This window comes from Polaribacter sp. WD7 (genome assembly GCF_003335085.1).
Lineage (GTDB): Bacteria > Bacteroidota > Bacteroidia > Flavobacteriales > Flavobacteriaceae > Polaribacter.
The window spans coordinates 107,556-126,299 of sequence record NZ_QPEJ01000018.1 but is presented as its reverse complement, the minus strand read 5'-3'; the positions used below and the strand labels follow the sequence as shown (position 1 = coordinate 126,299).

Annotated in this window: 17 protein-coding genes; 14 read left to right on the top strand and 3 right to left on the bottom strand. The window is 31.9% G+C overall.

The window, feature by feature from the left end; all coding sequences use genetic code 11:
- Positions 1-134: 134 nt before the first annotated feature.
- Positions 135-1,490: an NADP-specific glutamate dehydrogenase gene (gdhA, locus tag DUT90_RS09770; RefSeq protein ID WP_220222564.1), complete on the top strand. Its 1,356-nt coding sequence runs from the start codon at positions 135-137 to the stop codon at positions 1,488-1,490.
- Between the two features lie 60 nt (positions 1,491-1,550).
- Here the strand turns inward: gdhA and DUT90_RS09765 are convergent, their stop codons facing one another.
- On the bottom strand, positions 1,551-2,207 hold the full coding sequence (locus tag DUT90_RS09765; RefSeq protein WP_114427001.1) for a hypothetical protein: 657 nt from the start codon (positions 2,205-2,207) through the stop codon (positions 1,551-1,553).
- A 2-nt stretch (positions 2,208-2,209) separates the two neighbouring features.
- On the bottom strand, positions 2,210-3,256 hold the full coding sequence (locus DUT90_RS09760) for a LacI family DNA-binding transcriptional regulator (protein ID WP_258848540.1): 1,047 nt from the start codon (positions 3,254-3,256) through the stop codon (positions 2,210-2,212).
- A gap of 175 nt (positions 3,257-3,431) precedes the next feature.
- Between DUT90_RS09760 and DUT90_RS09755 the strand changes: the two genes are divergently transcribed.
- Genes DUT90_RS09755 through DUT90_RS09720 form a run of 8 tightly spaced genes read left to right on the top strand, consistent with a single transcriptional unit; the run spans position 3,432 to position 11,038 of the window.
- Positions 3,432-4,511, top strand: a complete 1,080-nt coding sequence (locus DUT90_RS09755; protein ID WP_114426999.1) for a tartrate dehydrogenase — start codon at positions 3,432-3,434, stop codon at positions 4,509-4,511.
- Between the two features lies 1 nt (position 4,512).
- On the top strand, positions 4,513-5,151 hold the full coding sequence (locus DUT90_RS09750; protein ID WP_114426998.1) for a cyclase family protein: 639 nt from the start codon (positions 4,513-4,515) through the stop codon (positions 5,149-5,151).
- 2 nt (positions 5,152-5,153) lie between these two features.
- Positions 5,154-6,539: a four-carbon acid sugar kinase family protein gene (locus DUT90_RS09745; protein WP_114426997.1), complete on the top strand. Its 1,386-nt coding sequence runs from the start codon at positions 5,154-5,156 to the stop codon at positions 6,537-6,539.
- Positions 6,536-7,804: an MFS transporter gene (locus DUT90_RS09740; RefSeq protein ID WP_114426996.1), complete on the top strand. Its 1,269-nt coding sequence runs from the start codon at positions 6,536-6,538 to the stop codon at positions 7,802-7,804. The genes DUT90_RS09745 and DUT90_RS09740 overlap by 4 nt, the downstream gene beginning before the upstream one ends.
- A gap of 11 nt (positions 7,805-7,815) precedes the next feature.
- Positions 7,816-8,844 carry a Gfo/Idh/MocA family protein gene (locus DUT90_RS09735; RefSeq protein ID WP_114426995.1) on the top strand — a complete coding sequence of 343 codons (1,029 nt, stop codon included), beginning with the start codon at positions 7,816-7,818 and terminating at the stop codon, positions 8,842-8,844.
- A gap of 59 nt (positions 8,845-8,903) precedes the next feature.
- Entirely contained in the window at positions 8,904-9,527 is a 624-nt protein-coding gene (locus DUT90_RS09730; RefSeq protein WP_114426994.1) for a LysE family translocator, read from the top strand.
- A 47-nt stretch (positions 9,528-9,574) separates the two neighbouring features.
- Positions 9,575-10,186 carry a LysE family transporter gene (locus DUT90_RS09725; RefSeq protein WP_114426993.1) on the top strand — a complete coding sequence of 204 codons (612 nt, stop codon included), beginning with the start codon at positions 9,575-9,577 and terminating at the stop codon, positions 10,184-10,186.
- Positions 10,187-10,195: 9 nt separating this feature from the next.
- Positions 10,196-11,038: a S9 family peptidase gene (locus DUT90_RS09720; RefSeq protein ID WP_114426992.1), complete on the top strand. Its 843-nt coding sequence runs from the start codon at positions 10,196-10,198 to the stop codon at positions 11,036-11,038.
- Here DUT90_RS09720 and DUT90_RS09715 read toward each other — a convergent pair whose 3' ends face one another.
- The gene (locus tag DUT90_RS09715; RefSeq protein ID WP_114426991.1) at positions 11,039-14,170 is read right to left on the bottom strand and encodes a BspA family leucine-rich repeat surface protein; all 3,132 of its coding nucleotides are present in this window, start codon (positions 14,168-14,170) and stop codon (positions 11,039-11,041) included.
- A gap of 63 nt (positions 14,171-14,233) precedes the next feature.
- Between DUT90_RS09715 and dinB the strand changes: the two genes are divergently transcribed.
- Genes dinB through DUT90_RS09690 form a run of 5 tightly spaced genes read left to right on the top strand, consistent with a single transcriptional unit; the run spans position 14,234 to position 18,736 of the window.
- Positions 14,234-15,319: a DNA polymerase IV gene (dinB, locus tag DUT90_RS09710; RefSeq protein WP_114426990.1), complete on the top strand. Its 1,086-nt coding sequence runs from the start codon at positions 14,234-14,236 to the stop codon at positions 15,317-15,319.
- Positions 15,320-15,374: 55 nt separating this feature from the next.
- On the top strand, positions 15,375-15,827 hold the full coding sequence (locus tag DUT90_RS09705) for a GNAT family N-acetyltransferase (protein WP_114426989.1): 453 nt from the start codon (positions 15,375-15,377) through the stop codon (positions 15,825-15,827).
- Complete coding sequence (locus DUT90_RS09700; RefSeq protein WP_114426988.1) at positions 15,828-16,973, top strand: NAD(P)/FAD-dependent oxidoreductase; 1,146 nt, start codon at positions 15,828-15,830, stop codon at positions 16,971-16,973.
- Positions 16,973-17,683, top strand: coding sequence for a methyltransferase domain-containing protein (locus DUT90_RS09695; protein ID WP_114426987.1), 711 nt, complete (start codon positions 16,973-16,975; stop codon positions 17,681-17,683). Before DUT90_RS09700 ends, DUT90_RS09695 begins: the two co-directional genes overlap by 1 nt.
- Positions 17,684-18,736, top strand: coding sequence for a type III polyketide synthase (locus DUT90_RS09690; RefSeq protein ID WP_114426986.1), 1,053 nt, complete (start codon positions 17,684-17,686; stop codon positions 18,734-18,736).
- Positions 18,737-18,744 lie beyond the last annotated feature (8 nt).

The window sequence follows — 18,744 nt, the reverse complement described above, 5'->3', positions numbered from 1 at the left end:
ACGATCAATGAAATCAAACGAAATCGATTGAAATTAGGGGATTTGGATAAAATTTAAGAAAACTTTTTAATTTTATCATATTTAAAAAGAAGTATCTTTGTTACGTTAAAATTTTAATAAATCAACAAAAAATCATGGAAGAAAGTATAAAATCTAAAATAGAAGGTTTCATGGAGTTGGTAAAACAACGAAATAGCCATGAACCAGAGTTTTTACAAGCTGTTCAAGAAGTTGCAGAAACTGTAATACCTTACATTGTACAGCATGACATATACAATGGTAAAAATATTTTATTAAGAATGGTTGAGCCAGAAAGATTAATTTCTTTTCGAGTTTCTTGGGTAGATGATGATGGAGAAATTCAAGTAAATAGGGGGTATAGAGTGCAAATGAACTCTGCCATAGGACCGTATAAAGGAGGTTTGCGTTTTCACCCAACTGTAAATGCAAGTATTTTAAAGTTTTTAGCGTTTGAGCAAGTCTTTAAAAACTCACTAACTACGTTACCTATGGGTGGCGGAAAAGGAGGTTCTGACTTTGATCCTAAAGGAAAATCAGACAATGAAATTATGCGTTTTTGTCATGCATTTATGACAGAATTGTTTAGACATATAGGGCATAATACAGATGTACCTGCTGGAGATATTGGGGTAGGAGCTAGAGAGATTGGTTTTATGTTTGGAATGTATAAAAAGCTAAGAAACAATTTTACAGGAGTTTTAACAGGTAAAGGAGCTTCTTGGGGAGGTTCTTTAATTAGACCAGAAGCTACAGGATATGGAACAGTGTATTTTGCAGAAAACATGCTAAAGTTGAAAGACGATTCTTTTGATGGCAAAAAAGTTGTTATTTCTGGTTCTGGAAACGTTGCTCAATTTGCTGCTGAAAAAGCGATTGAGTTAGGAGCAAAAGTGGTAACGCTTTCTGATTCTGGAGGATATATTTATGATGAGGATGGAATAGATACAGAAAAACTTGAGTTTGTTATGGATTTGAAAAATAACAAAAGAGGCAGAATAAGTGAGTATGTAGACAAATACACATCTGCTAAATATTTTGAAGGAGAAAGACCATGGTCTGTGCAATGTGATGTTGCTTTGCCTTGTGCAACGCAAAATGAATTGAACGGTGAGGAAGCTAAAGCTTTAATAGACAATGGATGTATTTGTGTTTCTGAAGGTGCTAACATGCCTTCTACACCAGAAGCAATGCATGCTTTTCAAAATGCAAAAATTTTATTTGCACCAGGAAAAGCTAGTAATGCCGGAGGTGTAGCTACATCAGGATTAGAAATGAGTCAGAACTCTTTACGCTTAAGCTGGTCTCGAGAAGAGGTAGATGAAAGGTTAAAAGATATTATGGAAGACATACATGATTCTTGTGTTCAATATGGTAAAAATGACGATGGATCTATAGATTACGTTAAGGGTGCAAATATTGCAGGTTTTGTAAAAGTTGCAGACGCTATGTTAGCTCAAGGTATTATTTAAAACAAATTTTACTTAAAAAATATAAAAGCTTAAAGTGACTACTTTAAGCTTTTTTTTGAGTTATTTTTCAGTTCTTGGATTGTAATTTTTGTCTTTGGTTATCAACCATTCATCCATTTCAAAACCATCTTCTCGCATGCTAAATTGAATATCATGTTCTCCTGCAGTTTTAATATCTAAGTAAATTGCATTTTCTATTCCGCAATGTTCTGCTTTTGTTCTTTGTTTGCTCTCCCAATACCAAGAGCGTTTGCCTTTGCACCATTGCAAGCGTTTGCCAGAGTTTGGCCATTTGCCATTTAAACCCACATGCACCCCATTATCTTCAGAGCCTGTACTAAAGGCTTTTACCCAAACATAATATCGTCCAGGATTTTGAATACGAACTTTGTAATGTACTACTGCAATACCAGGAACATTGCTAAAGTTTTCGTTTTGTATAAGTTTGTCTTTGTGCGTTTGGCGGGTATCAGGTAAAATCTCAATGTATTTTCTTTTACTAGCAGTTTGAGCATGAGAAGCATCAGCATCTTGTAAAGTTGTTTTAAATCTTTTGTCAACAACATACCATTTTCGTAGCTCATCATTGGTTTGTTTGTAAAAACCTTCTGCCTCAACTTTTAAAAAACCATTTTTTTCTTTAAAAACTTTTTGAGCTTGTGCTGTAGATGTCCATATTAATAAACAAAACCCAATTTTTAAAATGCGTTTTACCATATTTATTTTGCTTTATTTTTATTTGTAGAGTTTCTTATGACTAAAAAAGACTTTAAAATTCTTTTCTCATACAAATTACTAGGTTCTTTTAATTCTTTTACCAATAATTGTGCAGCCTCTTCTCCCATTCTAAAACCAGGTTGAGAAATACTGGTTAAAGAAGGGTTAATGAATTCACCCACCGGTTCGTTGTTAAAACCAATAATACAAAGTTTTTTTGGAATATCTATACCTCTTTCTTTAGCAACTAGCATTACAGAAATAGCAATTTGATCGCTAAATGCTAAAATTCCGTCAGGATGCATAGGAGCATACAATAACATACGAGCAGCAGATAGTATACTTTCTTTATCAAAATTACTGTATACCAAATCGTCTTCAATAACCTCTAAATTATTGTCTTGCAACGCTTTTTTGTAACCGTTGGCTCTATCTCTATTTATTTGTAACACTTCTGGACCACCTAAATACGCAATACGTTTACAACCTACGTCAACTAAATGACTAACAGCTTCGTAAGCTGCTCTAGAATTATCAATAGTTACTTTATTGCTAATAACATCTTTACATTCTCTATTAAAAAAAACTATGGGTATCCCCAATTTTTTTAATTGGTTAAAATGAGAAAACGTTTTAGTTTCACTTGCTAAAGAGGCAATAATACCGTTTACACCTATAGCTATCAATTCTTCTACTAAACTTTTTTCTCTTTGGTAAGATTCATTTGATTGACAAACAATAATGTGCATGCCGTTACTTTCAGCAACTTTTTCAATACCACTTATAGCCATAGCATACAGATGATAGCTTATTTTAGGAACAATAATACCTATTAAATTAGAATGTTTCTTTTGTTGTTCTTCTAATAAATCTATAGATAAATACCCCAAACGGTTAGCTGCTTGTTTTACTCTTCTTTGTGTAGTTTCACTAATTCTAGGATGCCCTTTTAAAGCTCTAGAAACAGTAGACACAGAAATTTGTAAAGTCTTTGCAATGTCTTGCAGCGTAATTTCTTTTTTATAAGAGGACATGGTTTTTATATTCAAAATAAATATCTTTTGCGCAAAAAATTGCACAAAAAATAAGGTATTTGTAAAAATGATGGTTCAAAATTACATATGTTTGTTGAAATAGTCATTAAATTTTATCAAATTCTTAAAATTTGATTATGCAATTTTTTGCACAAACATATTGTTAAAACAATTAAAATAATAAATTAAAATGAGTAAAAGTTATAAGATTGCCGTTGTTAATGGTGATGGAATTGGTGCAGAAATTGTGCCTGCAGGAGTATCAGTTTTAGAGGCTGTGGCAAAGAAACATGGCTTTCAACTAGAAAAAGAATCATTTCCGTTTGGAGCAGGGTATTATAAAAATCATGGTAAATTTATGTCAGATAATGCTATCGAAACTTTAAAACAGTTTGATGCCATTTATTTTGGAGCTGTTGGTTTACCTGAAATAGATGATACTTTGCCAGCAAAAGATTACACGTTTAAAGTAAGAACAGAACTAAATCAATATGTAAACTATCGACCTGTAAAATTATTTTCTGGCTTAAAAAGTCCGTTAAGAACAAAAACAGAAGCAGATATTGATTTTGTAGTGGTTCGTGAAAATAATGAAGGAGAATTTGTACAGAGTGGTAAAACTTTTTATGCAGATGATGCGCATGGTTTTGCAACTGACACTAGTGTTTTTACACGTTTTGGTATCGAAAGAATTGCACATTATTCTTTTAAATTGGCAAGAAAACGTAGAAATAAAGTAACCAATGTAACAAAATCAAACACACTTATTAACAGTTTAGCGTATTGGGATAGAGTAATTGAAGAGGTGTCTAAAGAATATCCTGATGTAGAATTTAATAAAATGTATATAGACAACGCATCTGCAAGTTTTGTGCTAAGACCAGAAGTGTTTGATGTAATTATAACAACAAATCTTTTTGGTGACATTTTATCAGATTTAGGAGGTGCAATTATGGGAAGCTTAGGTCTTGGAGGAAGTGGAAATATTAATCCCGAAAAAGATTTTCCGTCTATGTTTGAGCCAATTCATGGTTCTGCGCCAGATATTGCGGGTCAAAATATTGCAAATCCAATAGGACAAATTTGGTCTGCAGCTATTATGTTAGAACATTTAGGCGAAGTAGAAGCGGCAAAAGATATTGTGGCAGGTATAGAAGCTACAACTGCAGCAGGTAATTTAACTGTAGACTTGGGTGGAAATGCCTCAACTTCAGAAATTTCAAATCGCGTAGTTAAACATATAGAGGCTACAAAATTAGTTACCGCTTAAAATGCAGCGTAAAAAAATAATAGATTTAACACTATCCGTCAATAATAAGATGGATGGTGTAGTTATTACGCCTGCTAAAACCATAGATAAAAATGGTTGGAACGCAACAACATTAAATTTGTACTCGCATAGCGGAACTCATATGGACGCTCCATTACATTTTGGAGTCAATGCACAAACCATAGACAAACTTTCTATAGAACGATTAATTAGTGAAGCTTGGGTGGTAAACCTTACACACATAAAACCAAAGGAAGAAATTTTAATAGCGCATTTAGATGGTATTGCTGATGTTTTTAAAGCAGGACAAAGTATTTTATTACATACAGGTTGGAGCAAAAAATTAGGAACTGCGGCTTATCGTGATAATTTACCAAGAATAAGTGTAGAATTGGCAAATTGGTTAGGTGAAAAAAAGGTAAATATGTTGGGTGTAGAACCACCTTCTGTAGCCGATGTTAACAATCTAGAAGAGGTTACCAATATTCATCACATATTAATGAAAAACGATATTATTATCGTAGAAGGCCTTTGCAATTTAGAACAAATTACTACACCAAAAGTAACGTTAATTGCACTGCCATTAAAGGTTGAAGGTGGAGATGGTGCACCATCTAGGGTAATTGCTTTACAAGATTAACAATGCTAAAGAAAGATATTTTAAAGGCTATTTCTGAAGGAAACCAACACAATGGTTTTTTAAAAGAGATACAAAAAGAAATTATAACAAGCCCTAAATCTATTGTTATCTTAGACGATGACCCAACTGGAACCCAAACAGTTTACGATTTGCCTATTGTAACCAGTTGGAATACATCTGTTTTAGAAGAAGAAATTCAAAAAAACCCCATTTTTTTCATTTTAACAAACTCTAGAAGTTTACAGGTAGAAGAAGCAAATAATTTGGCAGTACTACTTGGAAAAAAACTAAAAGAACTTGCTAAGAAATATAATAAAGAACTTATTGTGGTTAGTAGAGGAGACTCTACATTAAGAGGCCATTATCCCAACGAAGTTGATGCATTAGCTAAAGGATTAGGTATAAAAAATGCAACTCATATTTTGGCTCCAGCTTTTTTTGAAGGAGGACGTTTTACATTTAATGATGTTCATTATGTGAAAGAAGAAAACAATTTTATACCAGCAAACAAAACTCCTTTTGCAAAAGACAATACTTTCGGATACAAAAATGCAAATTTAAAAGATTGGATTGTAGAGAAATATACAGGTAATATTGATAAAACATCAATAGATAGTCTTTCATTACAATTTTTACGAACACAATCTACAGAGAAAATTATAGAAAGAATAGAATCATTAGAAAAATCGCATATAGTTATAAATGCAACAAGTTATACAGATTTAGAAGCTGTGGCATTGGCAATTTTAAAAAGTAGCGCACCATTTTTGTTAAGAACATCTGCCTCTTTTGTAAATGCAATTACAGGTATAGCAGCTAAAGCTTGTCTGGTAAAAGAAGAAATTTTAACACATCAAAAAATAGGAGGTTCTTTAATTGTAATAGGTTCTTATGTACCTAAAACAACAGTACAATTGGCTTTTTTAAAACAACATTCTAATGCTATTTTTCTAGAGTTGAACGTATCAACTATAAAAAATGATACGCTTTTTAAAAATCATGTAAAAGAACTATCTCAAAAAATAAATCACCATTTAAAAGAAAATAAAGACGTAGTATTTTATACCAGTAGAACTATTATCAAAGGAGAAACTAAAGCAGAAAGTTTAGCCATTGTAAATAAAGTTTCTAACGGAGTAATAACTATAATTAAACAACTAAATATAAAACCAAAATATATTGTAGCAAAAGGAGGAATTACCTCTAGCGATGTTGCTACTAAAGGCCTAAATGTGCAAAGAGCTCACGTTCTAGGGCAAGTTTTAAAAGGTGTACCTGTATGGAAATTAGGCAATGAGACCAAGTTTCCTAACATGCCTTACATCATATTTCCTGGTAACGTAGGAGACAGCGAAGCATTATATCAATTAACTAAACTTTTAACATGAAACAATTAAGCTATTTCCCAAAACGATACCTAATGGTAACAGGTACATTTCTTTTAGCACTATTATTATACATAGATCGTATTTGTATCTCTGTGGCTAAAGAACCAATTTCTGAAGCATTAAGTTTAACAGACAAACAGATGGGGTGGGTATTAGCTATTTTTTCTCTAGGATACGCATTTTTTCAAACTCCATCAGGGATGTTAGCAGACAGATTAGGCCCCAGAAAAGTACTGGCAAGTATTGTAACTATTTGGTCTGTTTTTACAGCATTAACAGGGTATGCCTGGAATTTTATATCCTTATTAATTCTTCGTTTTTTGTTTGGTGCTGGAGAAGCTGGTGCATTTCCAGGAATGACAAGAGCTATTTACAATTGGATACCTCTAAAAGAAAGAGGTTTAGTAACAGGTATTAATTTTTCTGGGTCGCGTTTAGGAGCTGCTTTTGCATTGCCTTTGGTGGTTTGGTTAATTGATAATTTTGGATGGAGAACATCGTTTTTAATTATGGGAATTGTAGGGGTACTTTGGGCAGTTGCTTGGTATATTTTGTTTAGAGATAATCCAGAAAATCATACAGCGCTCTCTAAAGAAGAAAAAGACTTTATCATAGAGCATAGACAAGAAAGAAAAGCAGATGTTGCAAAAGAAAAAATACATTTTGGAACACTTATAAAATCTAAAAACATGTGGTTGGCTATGGGGCAATATTTCTGTAGTAACTTTACCTTTTTCTTTGCATTAACTTGGTTGTTTCCACATGTAAAAAGTGAATACAACCTAAATACATTAGAAGCTGGTTTGTATACGTCTATACCGCTAGTATTTGGCGCTTTCGGTAATTGGTTTTCAGGTGCTTTAGGAGATTATATTTTTAGAAAAGGAGATTGGAAAAAATCAAGAGTAATTCCTGCTACTATTGGTTTTGCACTAGCAGCTATGGGTTTAATAGGTAGTATTTACATGAGTTCTGCAATGGGTGCAATAGCATTTTTAAGTATTGCTATTTTTGGCGCAGATATGACCTTACCTTCTTCTTGGTCATTTTGTGCTGATATTGGTAAAGAACATTCAGGGGCAGTTTCTGGTACCATGAATATGGCAGGAAACATTGGTGCATTTATAACAGCATTAATTTTTCCATATCTATTGTCTTGGACAGGTAATGCAAACCTATTTTTTATTGTTGGTGCACTATTAAATATAATTGCTATCTTTTTGTGGTTTAACATGAAACCAAACAAACACTTTTCTGAATATTAAATTAAAGGGTAATGAAAAAACTAAGAGGTGTAGCTGTAGGTACAGGATATTTTAGCCAGTTTCAATACGAAGCTTGGAACCGAATGAAAAATGTAGAAATTGTTGCAGTTTCTAGCAGAAGATTAGAAAAAGCACAAGCCATATGTAACCAATTTAACATACCGACTGCTTATGATAGTTTTGAGGAAATGTTAATTGTTGAAAAACCAGATTTTGTAGATATTATAACACCACCAGAAACACATTCACTGTTTTGTGATATTGCTATAAAACATAAAGTTGATATTATTTGTCAAAAACCATTAGCACCTACTTATCAAGAATCTGTGGCTTTGGCAAAAGCCATAAAAGAGTCTGGAGTTAGAATGATGGTGCACGAAAATTTTAGATTTCAGCCTTGGCATAGAGAGATTAAAAAGTTGTTAGATGCAAATGTGATAGGTGATAAAATTCACAGCATCAACTTGAGAATGCGAATGGGAGATGGTTGGCAAGAAGATGCCTACATGAATCGTCAACCTTATTTTAGAGAAATGCCACAGTTATTAATTTACGAAACTGGTGTTCATTTTATAGATGTTTTTAGATATTTAATAGGAGATGTTTCTCAAGTATATTCAAAATTAAAAACCTTGAATTCCAATATCAAAGGAGAAGATTTTGCATGGGTGCAGTTTGAGTTTACAAACGGAACGTTGGGTTTTTTAGATGCCAATCGTTTTAACGAAAATACCAGTGAAGACCCAAGATTAACTTTTGGTAATATATGTCTGGACGGAAACAAAGGAACTATTCGTTTGTTTGATGATGGAACCATTACAATTCAAAAGTTGGGTAAAGAAGAAAGAGTACACAAATATTTATTTGAAAAAATAAATTTTGCAGGAGATTGTGTATACAACACCCAAGAACATTTTATAGCATGTCTACAATCTGGAAAACCTTTTGAAACTGATGTAGAAGCGTATTTAGATAACATAATTGTGCAAGATGCTATTTATATGTCTAATAAAAAAGGAATTCCTGTGGATGTGAAGTAATTATTATAGTGATTGAGTTAACTTTACATAGAAAAAGCCTCTAAATTGCCCTTGCAAATATGGCTTTTTACACTTACATTTTTTTGGGATTTATTATTGCTAGTTTAGGTAGTATAACACCTAGTTTTTTAAATTTAACTGTTGTAAAATTTAGTTTACGAAACGGAATAAAATCATCTTTTTATTTAATTGGAGGTTATGCAACAGTGTTGTTTTTTCAAGCAAACATAGGTGCTTATTTGTCTAATATTTTGATGCAAAATTCAGAGTACATCACTTTAATTCAAAAAATTGGTACAGCAATTCTTTTTTTGCTTTCTATCAATTTTTTTAGACTTCATTTTACTACTAAAAAAGAAAAAAAAGACAAAGAAATTCCGAAATCTAAAGCCTACTTTTATGGAGTTATGATGTCTTTATTAAACATGATGGCAATTCCCTTTTATTTTACATTTATTTCTATTTTGATTGGGATGGAGTATTTTAACTACTCTTATACAAGTGCATTGTATTTTTCTATTGGTTCTACAATAGGTTCGTTTACGTTGTATTCCTTCTACGCAATTGTTGCAAAAAAAATAGAGCATAAACTTACGTATGTTGCCACTAAAATGGATTTTATTTTAGGTGTTTTAACAGGTATAGTAGCTGTAACAAATGTAATTTATTTGCTTTACAAGTAATCTTAACTATTTAATTACGACTCAAACTACAATACAAACCGTAATTAATGATTTTACTTTTTTTTTTAGGCATCTTTTTTTCTTTCTTAGGATATACGCCACCAAGTGTGTTGAATATGACTGCCTTAAAAATACGTTTACATGGTGATAAAAAGGAATTTAACAAATTTATGTTTGGAGCCCTGTCAATTGTGCTTTTTCAAGCATATCTATCTGTGTATCTGACAAAATACGTAGCGGGTAATCAATCTTTACTTATCATTTTACAAAAAATAGGAATTATAGTCTTATTGTTACTTTCTATATATTTTTATAAATTAAATAAAAAAGAAAAAACAAAAAATACAGCTTCCTCTACAAGAAAAAATCCTTTTGTGGCTGGTTTGGTTTTATCTTCTTTAAACATGTTTGCAATCCCTTTTTTTAGCGGAATAATTGCTTTTTTAGGAGCATTTAATCTAATGGACTTTAACGGAAATTCAATATTTCTCTTTGTTGCGGGTTCTGTTGTAGGTACTTATTATATTTTGTACTTATACGGTAAATATGCTCACAAAATTCAGGAAAAAGCAGGAAAATTAACCAACAATATCAACTTGATATTAAGTTATATTACAGCAGTATTTGCTTTGTTTACTTTGCTTAAATTAGCAGTATAAATACGATCAATGAAAATTTTAAAAAATTTAATTGTTACAGGTAAGCATCAAAAGCCAATTGTAACTGATGTTTTTTATAAAGAAAACCATCAACCCAAAAAAGTAGTTATATTTTGTCATGGTTATAAAGGATTTAAAGACTGGGGTCCTTGGAATTTATTAGCAACGCAATATGCTGATGTTGGTTTTTTCTTTGTAAAGTTTAATTTTTCGCATAATGGAGGTACTTTAGAGCAGCCTATAGATTTTCCTGATCTAGAAGCTTTTGGTAATAATAATTATACCAAAGAATTAGACGATTTGGCTGCTGTTATTGATTGGGTTTCTGTTCATCAAGACTTTAAAAATGAAGCTAATACCAATGATATCTCTATAGTAGGGCACAGTAGAGGTGGAGGTATAGTATTGTTAAAGGCTAATGAAGACCATAGGGTAAAAAAAGTCATTACACTAGCTGCTGTTTGCGATTTTGGAAAAAGATCTTCTACTATTGGCGATTTAGAGCAGTGGAAAAAAGAGGGTGTAAAGTATGTGGTTAATGGTAGAACCAATCAAAAAATGCCACATTTTTATCAGTTCTATTTAAATTTTAAAGAAAATTCTGAACGGTTAAATATTCAAAATGCGGTAGAGAATTTAACAATTCCGTATTTAATTATTCATGGAAATAAAGACGATGCTGTATTTGTAGAGGAAGCAGAAAATTTAAAAAAATGGAACCCAAATGCGCAATTGGAAATTATTGAAAATGCAAACCATGTGTTTAATACAAGTCATCCTTGGAATAAAGATGAACTTTCTCTAGAGTTGTCTAAAGTTGTAGCATTAACTATAAATTTTTTAAATGCGTAACTACGACTTCAGTAAAATTTTCTTGTTTATAATACCATCTTTTGTTTTTAGCTGCACTACATAAACTCCTTTTTTAAGAGTATTTAGAGAAACTCTATCAGATTGAATATTCTCTTTTACTAAAGTTAGTTTTCCTAAAACATCATATATGCTTAGGTTGTATTTTGTTTTTAAATCTCCTAAAATAATTAGCTCTTTTTGATTGACATAAACAGATAAAGTATTTGTAAAATCGCTATCAGTACTCAACGATTTAGATTTTGTGTGTAAGTAAAAACGGCTTAAATTGTTCTGGGTTTCATTTATATCAAGAGTTATAGCGTTTAACTCATCCAGCTTTGTAAAAGAATTCTGCAACCTGTCTTCTAGATAAATGGTAATACCCTCAGGTTTATTAACCGTAGAAATAGAAAGAGAAATTTCTTTGTTAGCAACAATATGTAAAGGAACTTCTATTGTTTCTAATTTGGTTTTGGGTAAAGATTGAATAGCCAAATTTTTATCAGCTTCACCTTCCACTAGTTGACTGTAAATATCTAAGTCTGTGTTTTGGCTAAACTTAGAACTGTCAAAACCATTATCAAACTGCATTGTTGCGTTATCAAAATAAAAAACATCTGTAAATCGTGTTAAGTTATCTGTATTTGTAACAGAAAGCCGTATTCTAAATGGTTCTGTATTTGATTTGAAAAAAACTTCTGAAGTTTGATGACTTTGCCAATCTTCTAAAATAGTAAAAGCACCTCCAGAAGAAGTAGAACTCACAAAAAAACCTTGACTAGGAGCAACATAAAAAGCGGGAGAAGCATTGTTTATAGTTGCATAATCAGAGATAGTATTGTCCCAAAAATACAAAGTTTCTTCACTCAGTATACTTGTGTTGTTGCTTAATAGGTTATTTGCATTTGCATTACTATTTGCAGCAACATAAGATGGAAAAGGATTTCCGATTAAATTGTTAGGATCAGGAGTTATGTTTCCCATTGTACCCTCAGAGATAGAGATGGCACCATCATTAGTTGGCATTGTACCTGTAAAAGAAATATTACCCGCACTAATTTGTGTTCCGTAACCTCTAGCTGATTCAAAAGGACCTGTAGAAGTAGCTTGATAAAAAATAAAGCCAGAACCCGCAAAACCACTAGTTGTATTATTATTATAATAAAACAAGCCAATGTTACTATTGCTTCCTACAGATAAAGAGTTGTTAGTAATATAATTTTCTACTGTCTCGTTTCCAACAGGTGAAGCAACATTGTACCATTCGTTTACATTGGGTAAATCTCTATTGTAGGTTAAGTTTCCTGTAGATGTGCCTTCAACAATGATAGAGCCACCAGAATTTAGGATAAGACCATCGTTAGTTGTTAAATTTCCTTGTACAGTTAAACCACCCTCTATGGTTAAGGTAGCACCAGCATTTATGGTAACATCATTAGCCGTAAATATATCTGTTGCGTTTATTATAGGGTTATTTGTTGTGGTAGGTATTACAACATCTAAAATACAATCTGTATCGTAGCCATCTTGCCAATTCGTTGAGGTATTCCAATCTGTGTTGGTATCACCTGTCCAAACAAAAGAAGTCAATTCTCCTCCATCAATAAAAGTCCATCCATCAGATGCCATCATGTTAGCTCTTGCAGCAATAGCGGCAGGAGAACAGAATGTAGAACTACCAGCGTGTAAAGTTTCATTTGGTTGAAGTGATTGCGCATTCCAACCAATAAGAAGAGCATTGTAATTGCTAACAGATAACCTAGAATTAACAAACATATTTGTAAAATTAGTTACGTTAGATACATTCCACCCACCAATATCTTGATCAAAGGCATTATTATTATCTCTAAACATAGATCCCATGTTGGTAACATTAATGGTATTCCATCCACCAATATCTTGGTTAAATGCATCTGCATCTCTAAACATTCCATTCATTAAGGTTACTGCTCCAGTATTCCACCCACTAATATCTTGGTTAAAACTACTTGCGTTTCTAAACATATTCGCCATATTGGTAACATTAAGCGTGTTCCACCCACCAATATCTTGATTAAAACTAACAGCATTAAAAAACATAGAGTTCATATTGGTAACAGAAGTTACAATCCAGCTTCCTATGTTTTGATTAAAATTTGTTGCTTCTCTAAACATTCCAGACATATTAGTTACAGATAAAGGCGTCCACGAACTTATATTACCATTAAAGGGGGTGTTTCTAAACATTTCGCTCATGTTGGAAACGTTAGCAACATTCCAGCTATTTAAATCTTGATTAAAACTAGTAGCATTTCTAAACATTTCGTCCATATTACCTACAGAAGTAACTATCCATCCATCGATATTCTGGTTAAAATTTGTAGCATCTCTAAACATAAAACCCATAGAAGTAACTGCGCCAGTGCTCCAACCTCCAATATTTTGGTTAAAATTTGTAGCTCCATTAAACATTCTAACCATATTAGTAACTAAGGTTGTATTCCAAGAAGCTATGTTGCCGTTAAAAGCAGTAGCGCCTCTAAACATATTAGACATATTGGTTACACTAGCTGTATTCCAATCATTTAAATCTTCATTAAAAGAGGAAGCGTCTCTAAACATTTGAGTCATGCTTGTAATATTAGAAACGTCCCAATTGGTCCAATTAGTAGCTAAACCATTACCAATAGAAGAAGCATTTCTAAACATTCTTTGACAAGAGGTTGCTACAGATAGGTCTGGTACGTCAGATGCATTATTTACTAGATTTGTACAGCCTTCAAAAGCACGACTCATGGAAGTCCATAATCTTCCTACACCCCATTGTTCTATAGATTGTATTTTTTCTGGATTACCAGGGTAAGTATTTGCAATTCCATCAAAAAAGATTCTTCTAAAAGTTCCAGTAATGGTAACAGTATACGTTCCTGCAGCGGTATATATATGTGAAACATCTCCCGTAACTCCAGTATTATTAGGGCTACCATCTCCCCAATTTACATCATAATTTAAACCACCACCTGCGGTAGGAATAACAATTGTTTCATTAGGGGTTGTAGTTCTCCATGTTGTGATGAATTCTGTTTGTGAAAAACACAATAAAACACTACAAAAATTGAGCAAAATAAAAGGAAGAATTCTTTTGAGATACATTTTTTAATTTTTTTCTTTTTAGCAATGCAAAGGTAAAAAAAATATAGATTGTATTTTTATACAATGAAACACTCAAAACCTCCTTTTAGAAAAATTATTCATGTAGATATGGATGCTTATTATGCGTCTGTTGCACAATTGGATAATCCAGAATTAAGAGGTAAAGCTGTTGCTGTTGGTGGTGGAGGTGATAGAGGTGTGGTTTCTGCTGCGAGTTATGAAGCAAGAAAATACGGCGTAAAGTCTGCAATGAGTAATGTAATGGCAAAACAGAAATGCCCTCATATTATTTTTGTAGAGTCAGATTTTGCAAGATATAAAGAGTTGTCTGCTCAAATTCGAGAAATTTTTTATGAGTATACAGATTTAGTAGAGCCACTTTCTTTAGATGAGGCTTATTTAGATGTTACAGAAAATAAAAAAGGAAATCCGTCTGCAAACGATATTGCCAGAGAAATTAGACAGCGTATTTATGATGAAACAGGTTTGAGAGCATCAGCAGGAATTTCCATTAACAAGTTTATTGCAAAGGTAGCTTCTGATATTAATAAACCGAATGGGCAGAAAACCGTTCATCCAGAAGAGGTTATTAGTTTTTTAGAAGAATTACCTGTTCATAAATTTTATGGAGTAGGTAAAGTTACCGCAGCAAAAATGTACAATCTCGGAATTTTTGTGGGTAATGATTTAAAGCAAAAAACGTTAGAAGAGCTAGTTTCTCTTTTTGGTAAATCAGGTGCTCATTATTACAATATTGTTCGTGGTATTCACAACAGCCCTGTTAAGCCCAATAGAATAAGAAAATCTGTAGGAGCAGAAAGAACGTTTAGAGAAAACATATCTTCGGAAGTGTTTATGTTAGAAAAGTTACATGATATTGCAGATGAAATAGAAAAACGAATGGAAAAATCTAAAGCCAAAGGAAAAACCATTACATTAAAGATTAAATATTCTGATTTTACACAGCAAACAAGAAGTAAAACTGTACAACATTTTATGTACAAGAAAAAGGATTTTTTTCCCATAGTAAAAGAGTTGTTATATCAAGAAAAATTAAAAAACTCAGTTCGTTTATTGGGGATATCTTTTGGAAATTTAGATACCATTAAAAAAGACCCAGTTTGGGTACAGTTAAAATTTGAATTTTGACGAAAATACTTCTTTCATTAATTTGAACTTGTTTCAGAATCACATTATCATAATTATGAATTTAAAAATAATAAGAACCAATTCAGCAAATAAAGATTTTATCAACTTGGTAAAAAAATTAGATGCGTATCTTAAAATTACAGACGGAGACGAACATGATTTTTACAATCAATTTAACACTATTACTGTTTTAAAAAATGTGGTGGTAATTTATGCTGATAAAACGCCTATTGGTTGTGGCGCTATGAAACATTTTGATGATAAAACTGTAGAAATAAAAAGAATGTTTGTTGATCAATCTTACAGAAACCTGGGAATTGCAAAATTAGCCCTACAAGAATTAGAAAATTGGGCTAAAGAAATTGGGTGCGATACTTGTGTTTTAGAAACAGGGAAAAGGCAAATAGAAGCAGTACATTTTTATCATAAATGCAACTATAAAATTATACCTAACTATGGGCAATATATAGCTATGGAAAATAGTATTTGTTTTAAAAAAAATATATAAATGCAGCAAGTTAAAAACACCTCAAAAGATTTTGAAGTCATCATAATTGGTGGTGGTTTAGCAGGTTTGTGCAATGCTATTCATTTATCAAAATATGGAAAAAAAGTAGTATTGTTTGAAAAAAACACATATCCAAGACATAAAGTTTGCGGAGAGTATATTTCTAATGAAGTGTTGCCGTATTTAGATTTTTTAGAAATCAACCCTTTCCATTTTGGAGCAGTACATATAGAAGATTTTCAATTGTCTACAACCAATAACAAATTGATATCAGCAAAATTACCTTTAGGAGGTTTTGGTATTTCTAGATTTACATTAGATTTTCAATTGTCCAAAAAAGCACTTCAAAATGGAGTAACCATAATACAAGATACTGTAAAAAATAGTTTTTTTAAAGAAGATGTTTTTACGGTTACAACTAAAAAAAATGAAGCGTTTACAGCAAAAATTGTAATTGGTGCTTTTGGCAAACGATCTGGTTTAGATGTAGTATTACAAAGAAATTTTATTCAAAAAAAATCTCCTTATTTAGGTGTAAAAATTCATGTTAAAGGAGAGTTTCCTGAACAAAGAGTTGCGCTTCATAACTTTAAAGGAGGGTATTGTGGTGTTTCTAAGGTAGAAAAAGACGCTATAAATCTTTGTTATATTACTAACTTTTCATCTTTTAAAAAATATAAAAATATAGACGATTTTCAAGAACAAGTAGTGTATCAAAATACGTTTTTAAAAAAAATATTTAGAAATTCAACTCCTATTTTTAGGCAACCGTTAACCATCAGTCAAATTTCATTTGAATCTAAAAAACAAATTGAAAACCACATGATTATGTGTGGTGATGCAGCAGGAATGATTCATCCACTTTGTGGAAACGGAATGAGTATGGCTATACAATCTGCACAAATTGCATCTAAACTGATTCTAAATTATTTAGAAGGTACAATTTTAACAAGAACACAACTAGAAAAACAATATATTAGACAGTGGAAAAAAGAATTTGGTTGGCGTTTAAAAGCGGGTCATTTTATTGCAAAATTGTTTAGAAATAATACTATTGCAAATCTAATGTTACAAGTACTACAAAAACTACCCTTTTTATTGCCAATTATCATTAAACAAACCCACGGTAAACCCATAAAATTATAATGGATTTTATAGTAAGCACCAAACAAAGAACTGACAAAGAAGAAATTATGGACGATTTCTCTATTGGGGGCGATTTGTTAAGAGATACGTTAGATAAATTAGAAAACATAAACCGTTGGTTGGGTGGTAATAAAGTAACCGTAAACGGATTAAAAACTATTCTAAAAAACCATCCAAAAGAACAAGAAATTACCATTGTAGACATAGGTTGTGGTCATGGAGATATTTTAAGAGATATTGCCATTTTTGGTAGAAAAAACGGATACTTATTCCGTTTAATTGGTGTAGATGCAAATCCTACAGCAATAGCGTATGCAAAAGAACTGTCTGTAGATTTTTCTGAGTTAGATTTTAAAACAGAAGATATTTTTTCTGATGAGTTTAAAAACCGAAAAATAGATGTTGTTGTGGCCACCTTATTCTTACATCATTTTAAAGAAAAACAACTCATTTCTTTTTTAAAAAGTACGTTGCAACAAACTAAAATAGGTATTGTTGTTAACGATTTACATCGTCATAAATTGGCATATTATTTATTTATGTTATTGGCTTTTTTTATTAAAAACAAAATGATTGTTGAAGACGGATTAACCTCTGTTTTAAGAGGATTTAAACGACAAGATTTAGAGAAAATAGCATCAAAAATTAATATAAAACCACAAATTCAGTGGAAATGGGCATTCCGTTTTTTGTGGATAATAAAAAAATAAATGGCTGTAAAAATTATTTCAGTGGCAAAACAATTGCCAAAATATTATAAAGAAACCAAAGATATTATTCCGTTTGTACAATTATGGATGCAAGGTCAAGAGGAACGTTTTCAGCGCAAAGTCATTAAGCTTTTTGAGGGTGCAGGTGTAGATAAACGTTACTCTATTATGAATCCAGAAGAAGTCTTTACAGCCACATCTTTTGAAGAAAAAAATAACATTTACAAAAGAGAAGTCGTACAATTGGCAGAAAAATCGCTTCAAAAATCTTTAAACAAAGCAAATATAAAGCCCACAGATATAGATTATATTATTACAGTGAGTTGTACAGGAATCATGATTCCTTCTGTAGATGCATATCTAATTAATTCTTTAGGAATGAAACAAGATATTGTACGTTTGCCAGTTACAGAAATGGGGTGTGCAGCAGGTGTATCCGGTATTATTTACGCAAAAAACTTTTTAAAAGCAAACCCCAATAAAAGAGCAGCAGTTGTAGCTATAGAAGCACCAACAGCAACTTTTCAGCTTAACGATTATTCAATGACAAACATTGTAAGTGCTGCTATTTTTGGAGACGGAGCCTCATCTGTTATTTTGTCTTCTTTTGATGAAGATGAAGGCCCAACTATTGTAGATGAAGCAATGTATCATTTTTACGATGCTACTAAAATGATGGGGTTCAATTTGGTAAACACAGGTTTACAAATGGTGTTAGATAAAGAAGTACCACAAAAAATATCCGATCATTTTCCTGCAATTATACATCCATTTTTAGAACAAAATAATTTAAAAATTGAAGATATAGATCATTTGATTTTTCATCCTGGAGGAAAAAAAATTGTGCAAACTGTAGAAGATTTGTTTGGAGTATTAGGAAAAAATATAGACGATACCAAAGAGGTTTTACGCTTATACGGTAACATGTCTAGTGCAACAGTGTTATATGTTTTAGAACGATTTATGGATAGAAACCCTAAAAAAGGAGAACGAGGAATTATGTTAAGTTTTGGCCCTGGGTTTTCTGCACAACGTGTTTTGTTAGAATGGTAAAATCATAA

What these genes read in the sequence shown, in the direction of transcription:
- DUT90_RS09735 (WP_114426995.1), top strand. Translation starts at nt 7,816, where the DNA reads ATGAAAAAACTAAGAGGTGTAGCTGTAGGTACAGGATATTTTAGCCAG.
- DUT90_RS09740 (WP_114426996.1), top strand. Translation starts at nt 6,536, where the DNA reads ATGAAACAATTAAGCTATTTCCCAAAACGATACCTAATGGTAACAGGT.
- DUT90_RS09755 (WP_114426999.1), top strand. Translation starts at nt 3,432, where the DNA reads ATGAGTAAAAGTTATAAGATTGCCGTTGTTAATGGTGATGGAATTGGT.
- DUT90_RS09690 (WP_114426986.1), top strand. Translation starts at nt 17,684, where the DNA reads ATGGCTGTAAAAATTATTTCAGTGGCAAAACAATTGCCAAAATATTAT.
- DUT90_RS09730 (WP_114426994.1), top strand. Translation starts at nt 8,904, where the DNA reads ATGGCTTTTTACACTTACATTTTTTTGGGATTTATTATTGCTAGTTTA.
- DUT90_RS09705 (WP_114426989.1), top strand. Translation starts at nt 15,375, where the DNA reads ATGAATTTAAAAATAATAAGAACCAATTCAGCAAATAAAGATTTTATC.
- DUT90_RS09725 (WP_114426993.1), top strand. Translation starts at nt 9,575, where the DNA reads ATGATTTTACTTTTTTTTTTAGGCATCTTTTTTTCTTTCTTAGGATAT.
- gdhA (WP_220222564.1), top strand. Translation starts at nt 135, where the DNA reads ATGGAAGAAAGTATAAAATCTAAAATAGAAGGTTTCATGGAGTTGGTA.
- DUT90_RS09700 (WP_114426988.1), top strand. Translation starts at nt 15,828, where the DNA reads ATGCAGCAAGTTAAAAACACCTCAAAAGATTTTGAAGTCATCATAATT.
- dinB (WP_114426990.1), top strand. Translation starts at nt 14,234, where the DNA reads ATGAAACACTCAAAACCTCCTTTTAGAAAAATTATTCATGTAGATATG.
- DUT90_RS09720 (WP_114426992.1), top strand. Translation starts at nt 10,196, where the DNA reads ATGAAAATTTTAAAAAATTTAATTGTTACAGGTAAGCATCAAAAGCCA.
- DUT90_RS09745 (WP_114426997.1), top strand. Translation starts at nt 5,154, where the DNA reads ATGCTAAAGAAAGATATTTTAAAGGCTATTTCTGAAGGAAACCAACAC.
- DUT90_RS09695 (WP_114426987.1), top strand. Translation starts at nt 16,973, where the DNA reads ATGGATTTTATAGTAAGCACCAAACAAAGAACTGACAAAGAAGAAATT.
- DUT90_RS09715 (WP_114426991.1), bottom strand. Translation starts at nt 14,170, where the DNA reads ATGTATCTCAAAAGAATTCTTCCTTTTATTTTGCTCAATTTTTGTAGT.
- DUT90_RS09765 (WP_114427001.1), bottom strand. Translation starts at nt 2,207, where the DNA reads ATGGTAAAACGCATTTTAAAAATTGGGTTTTGTTTATTAATATGGACA.
- DUT90_RS09750 (WP_114426998.1), top strand. Translation starts at nt 4,513, where the DNA reads ATGCAGCGTAAAAAAATAATAGATTTAACACTATCCGTCAATAATAAG.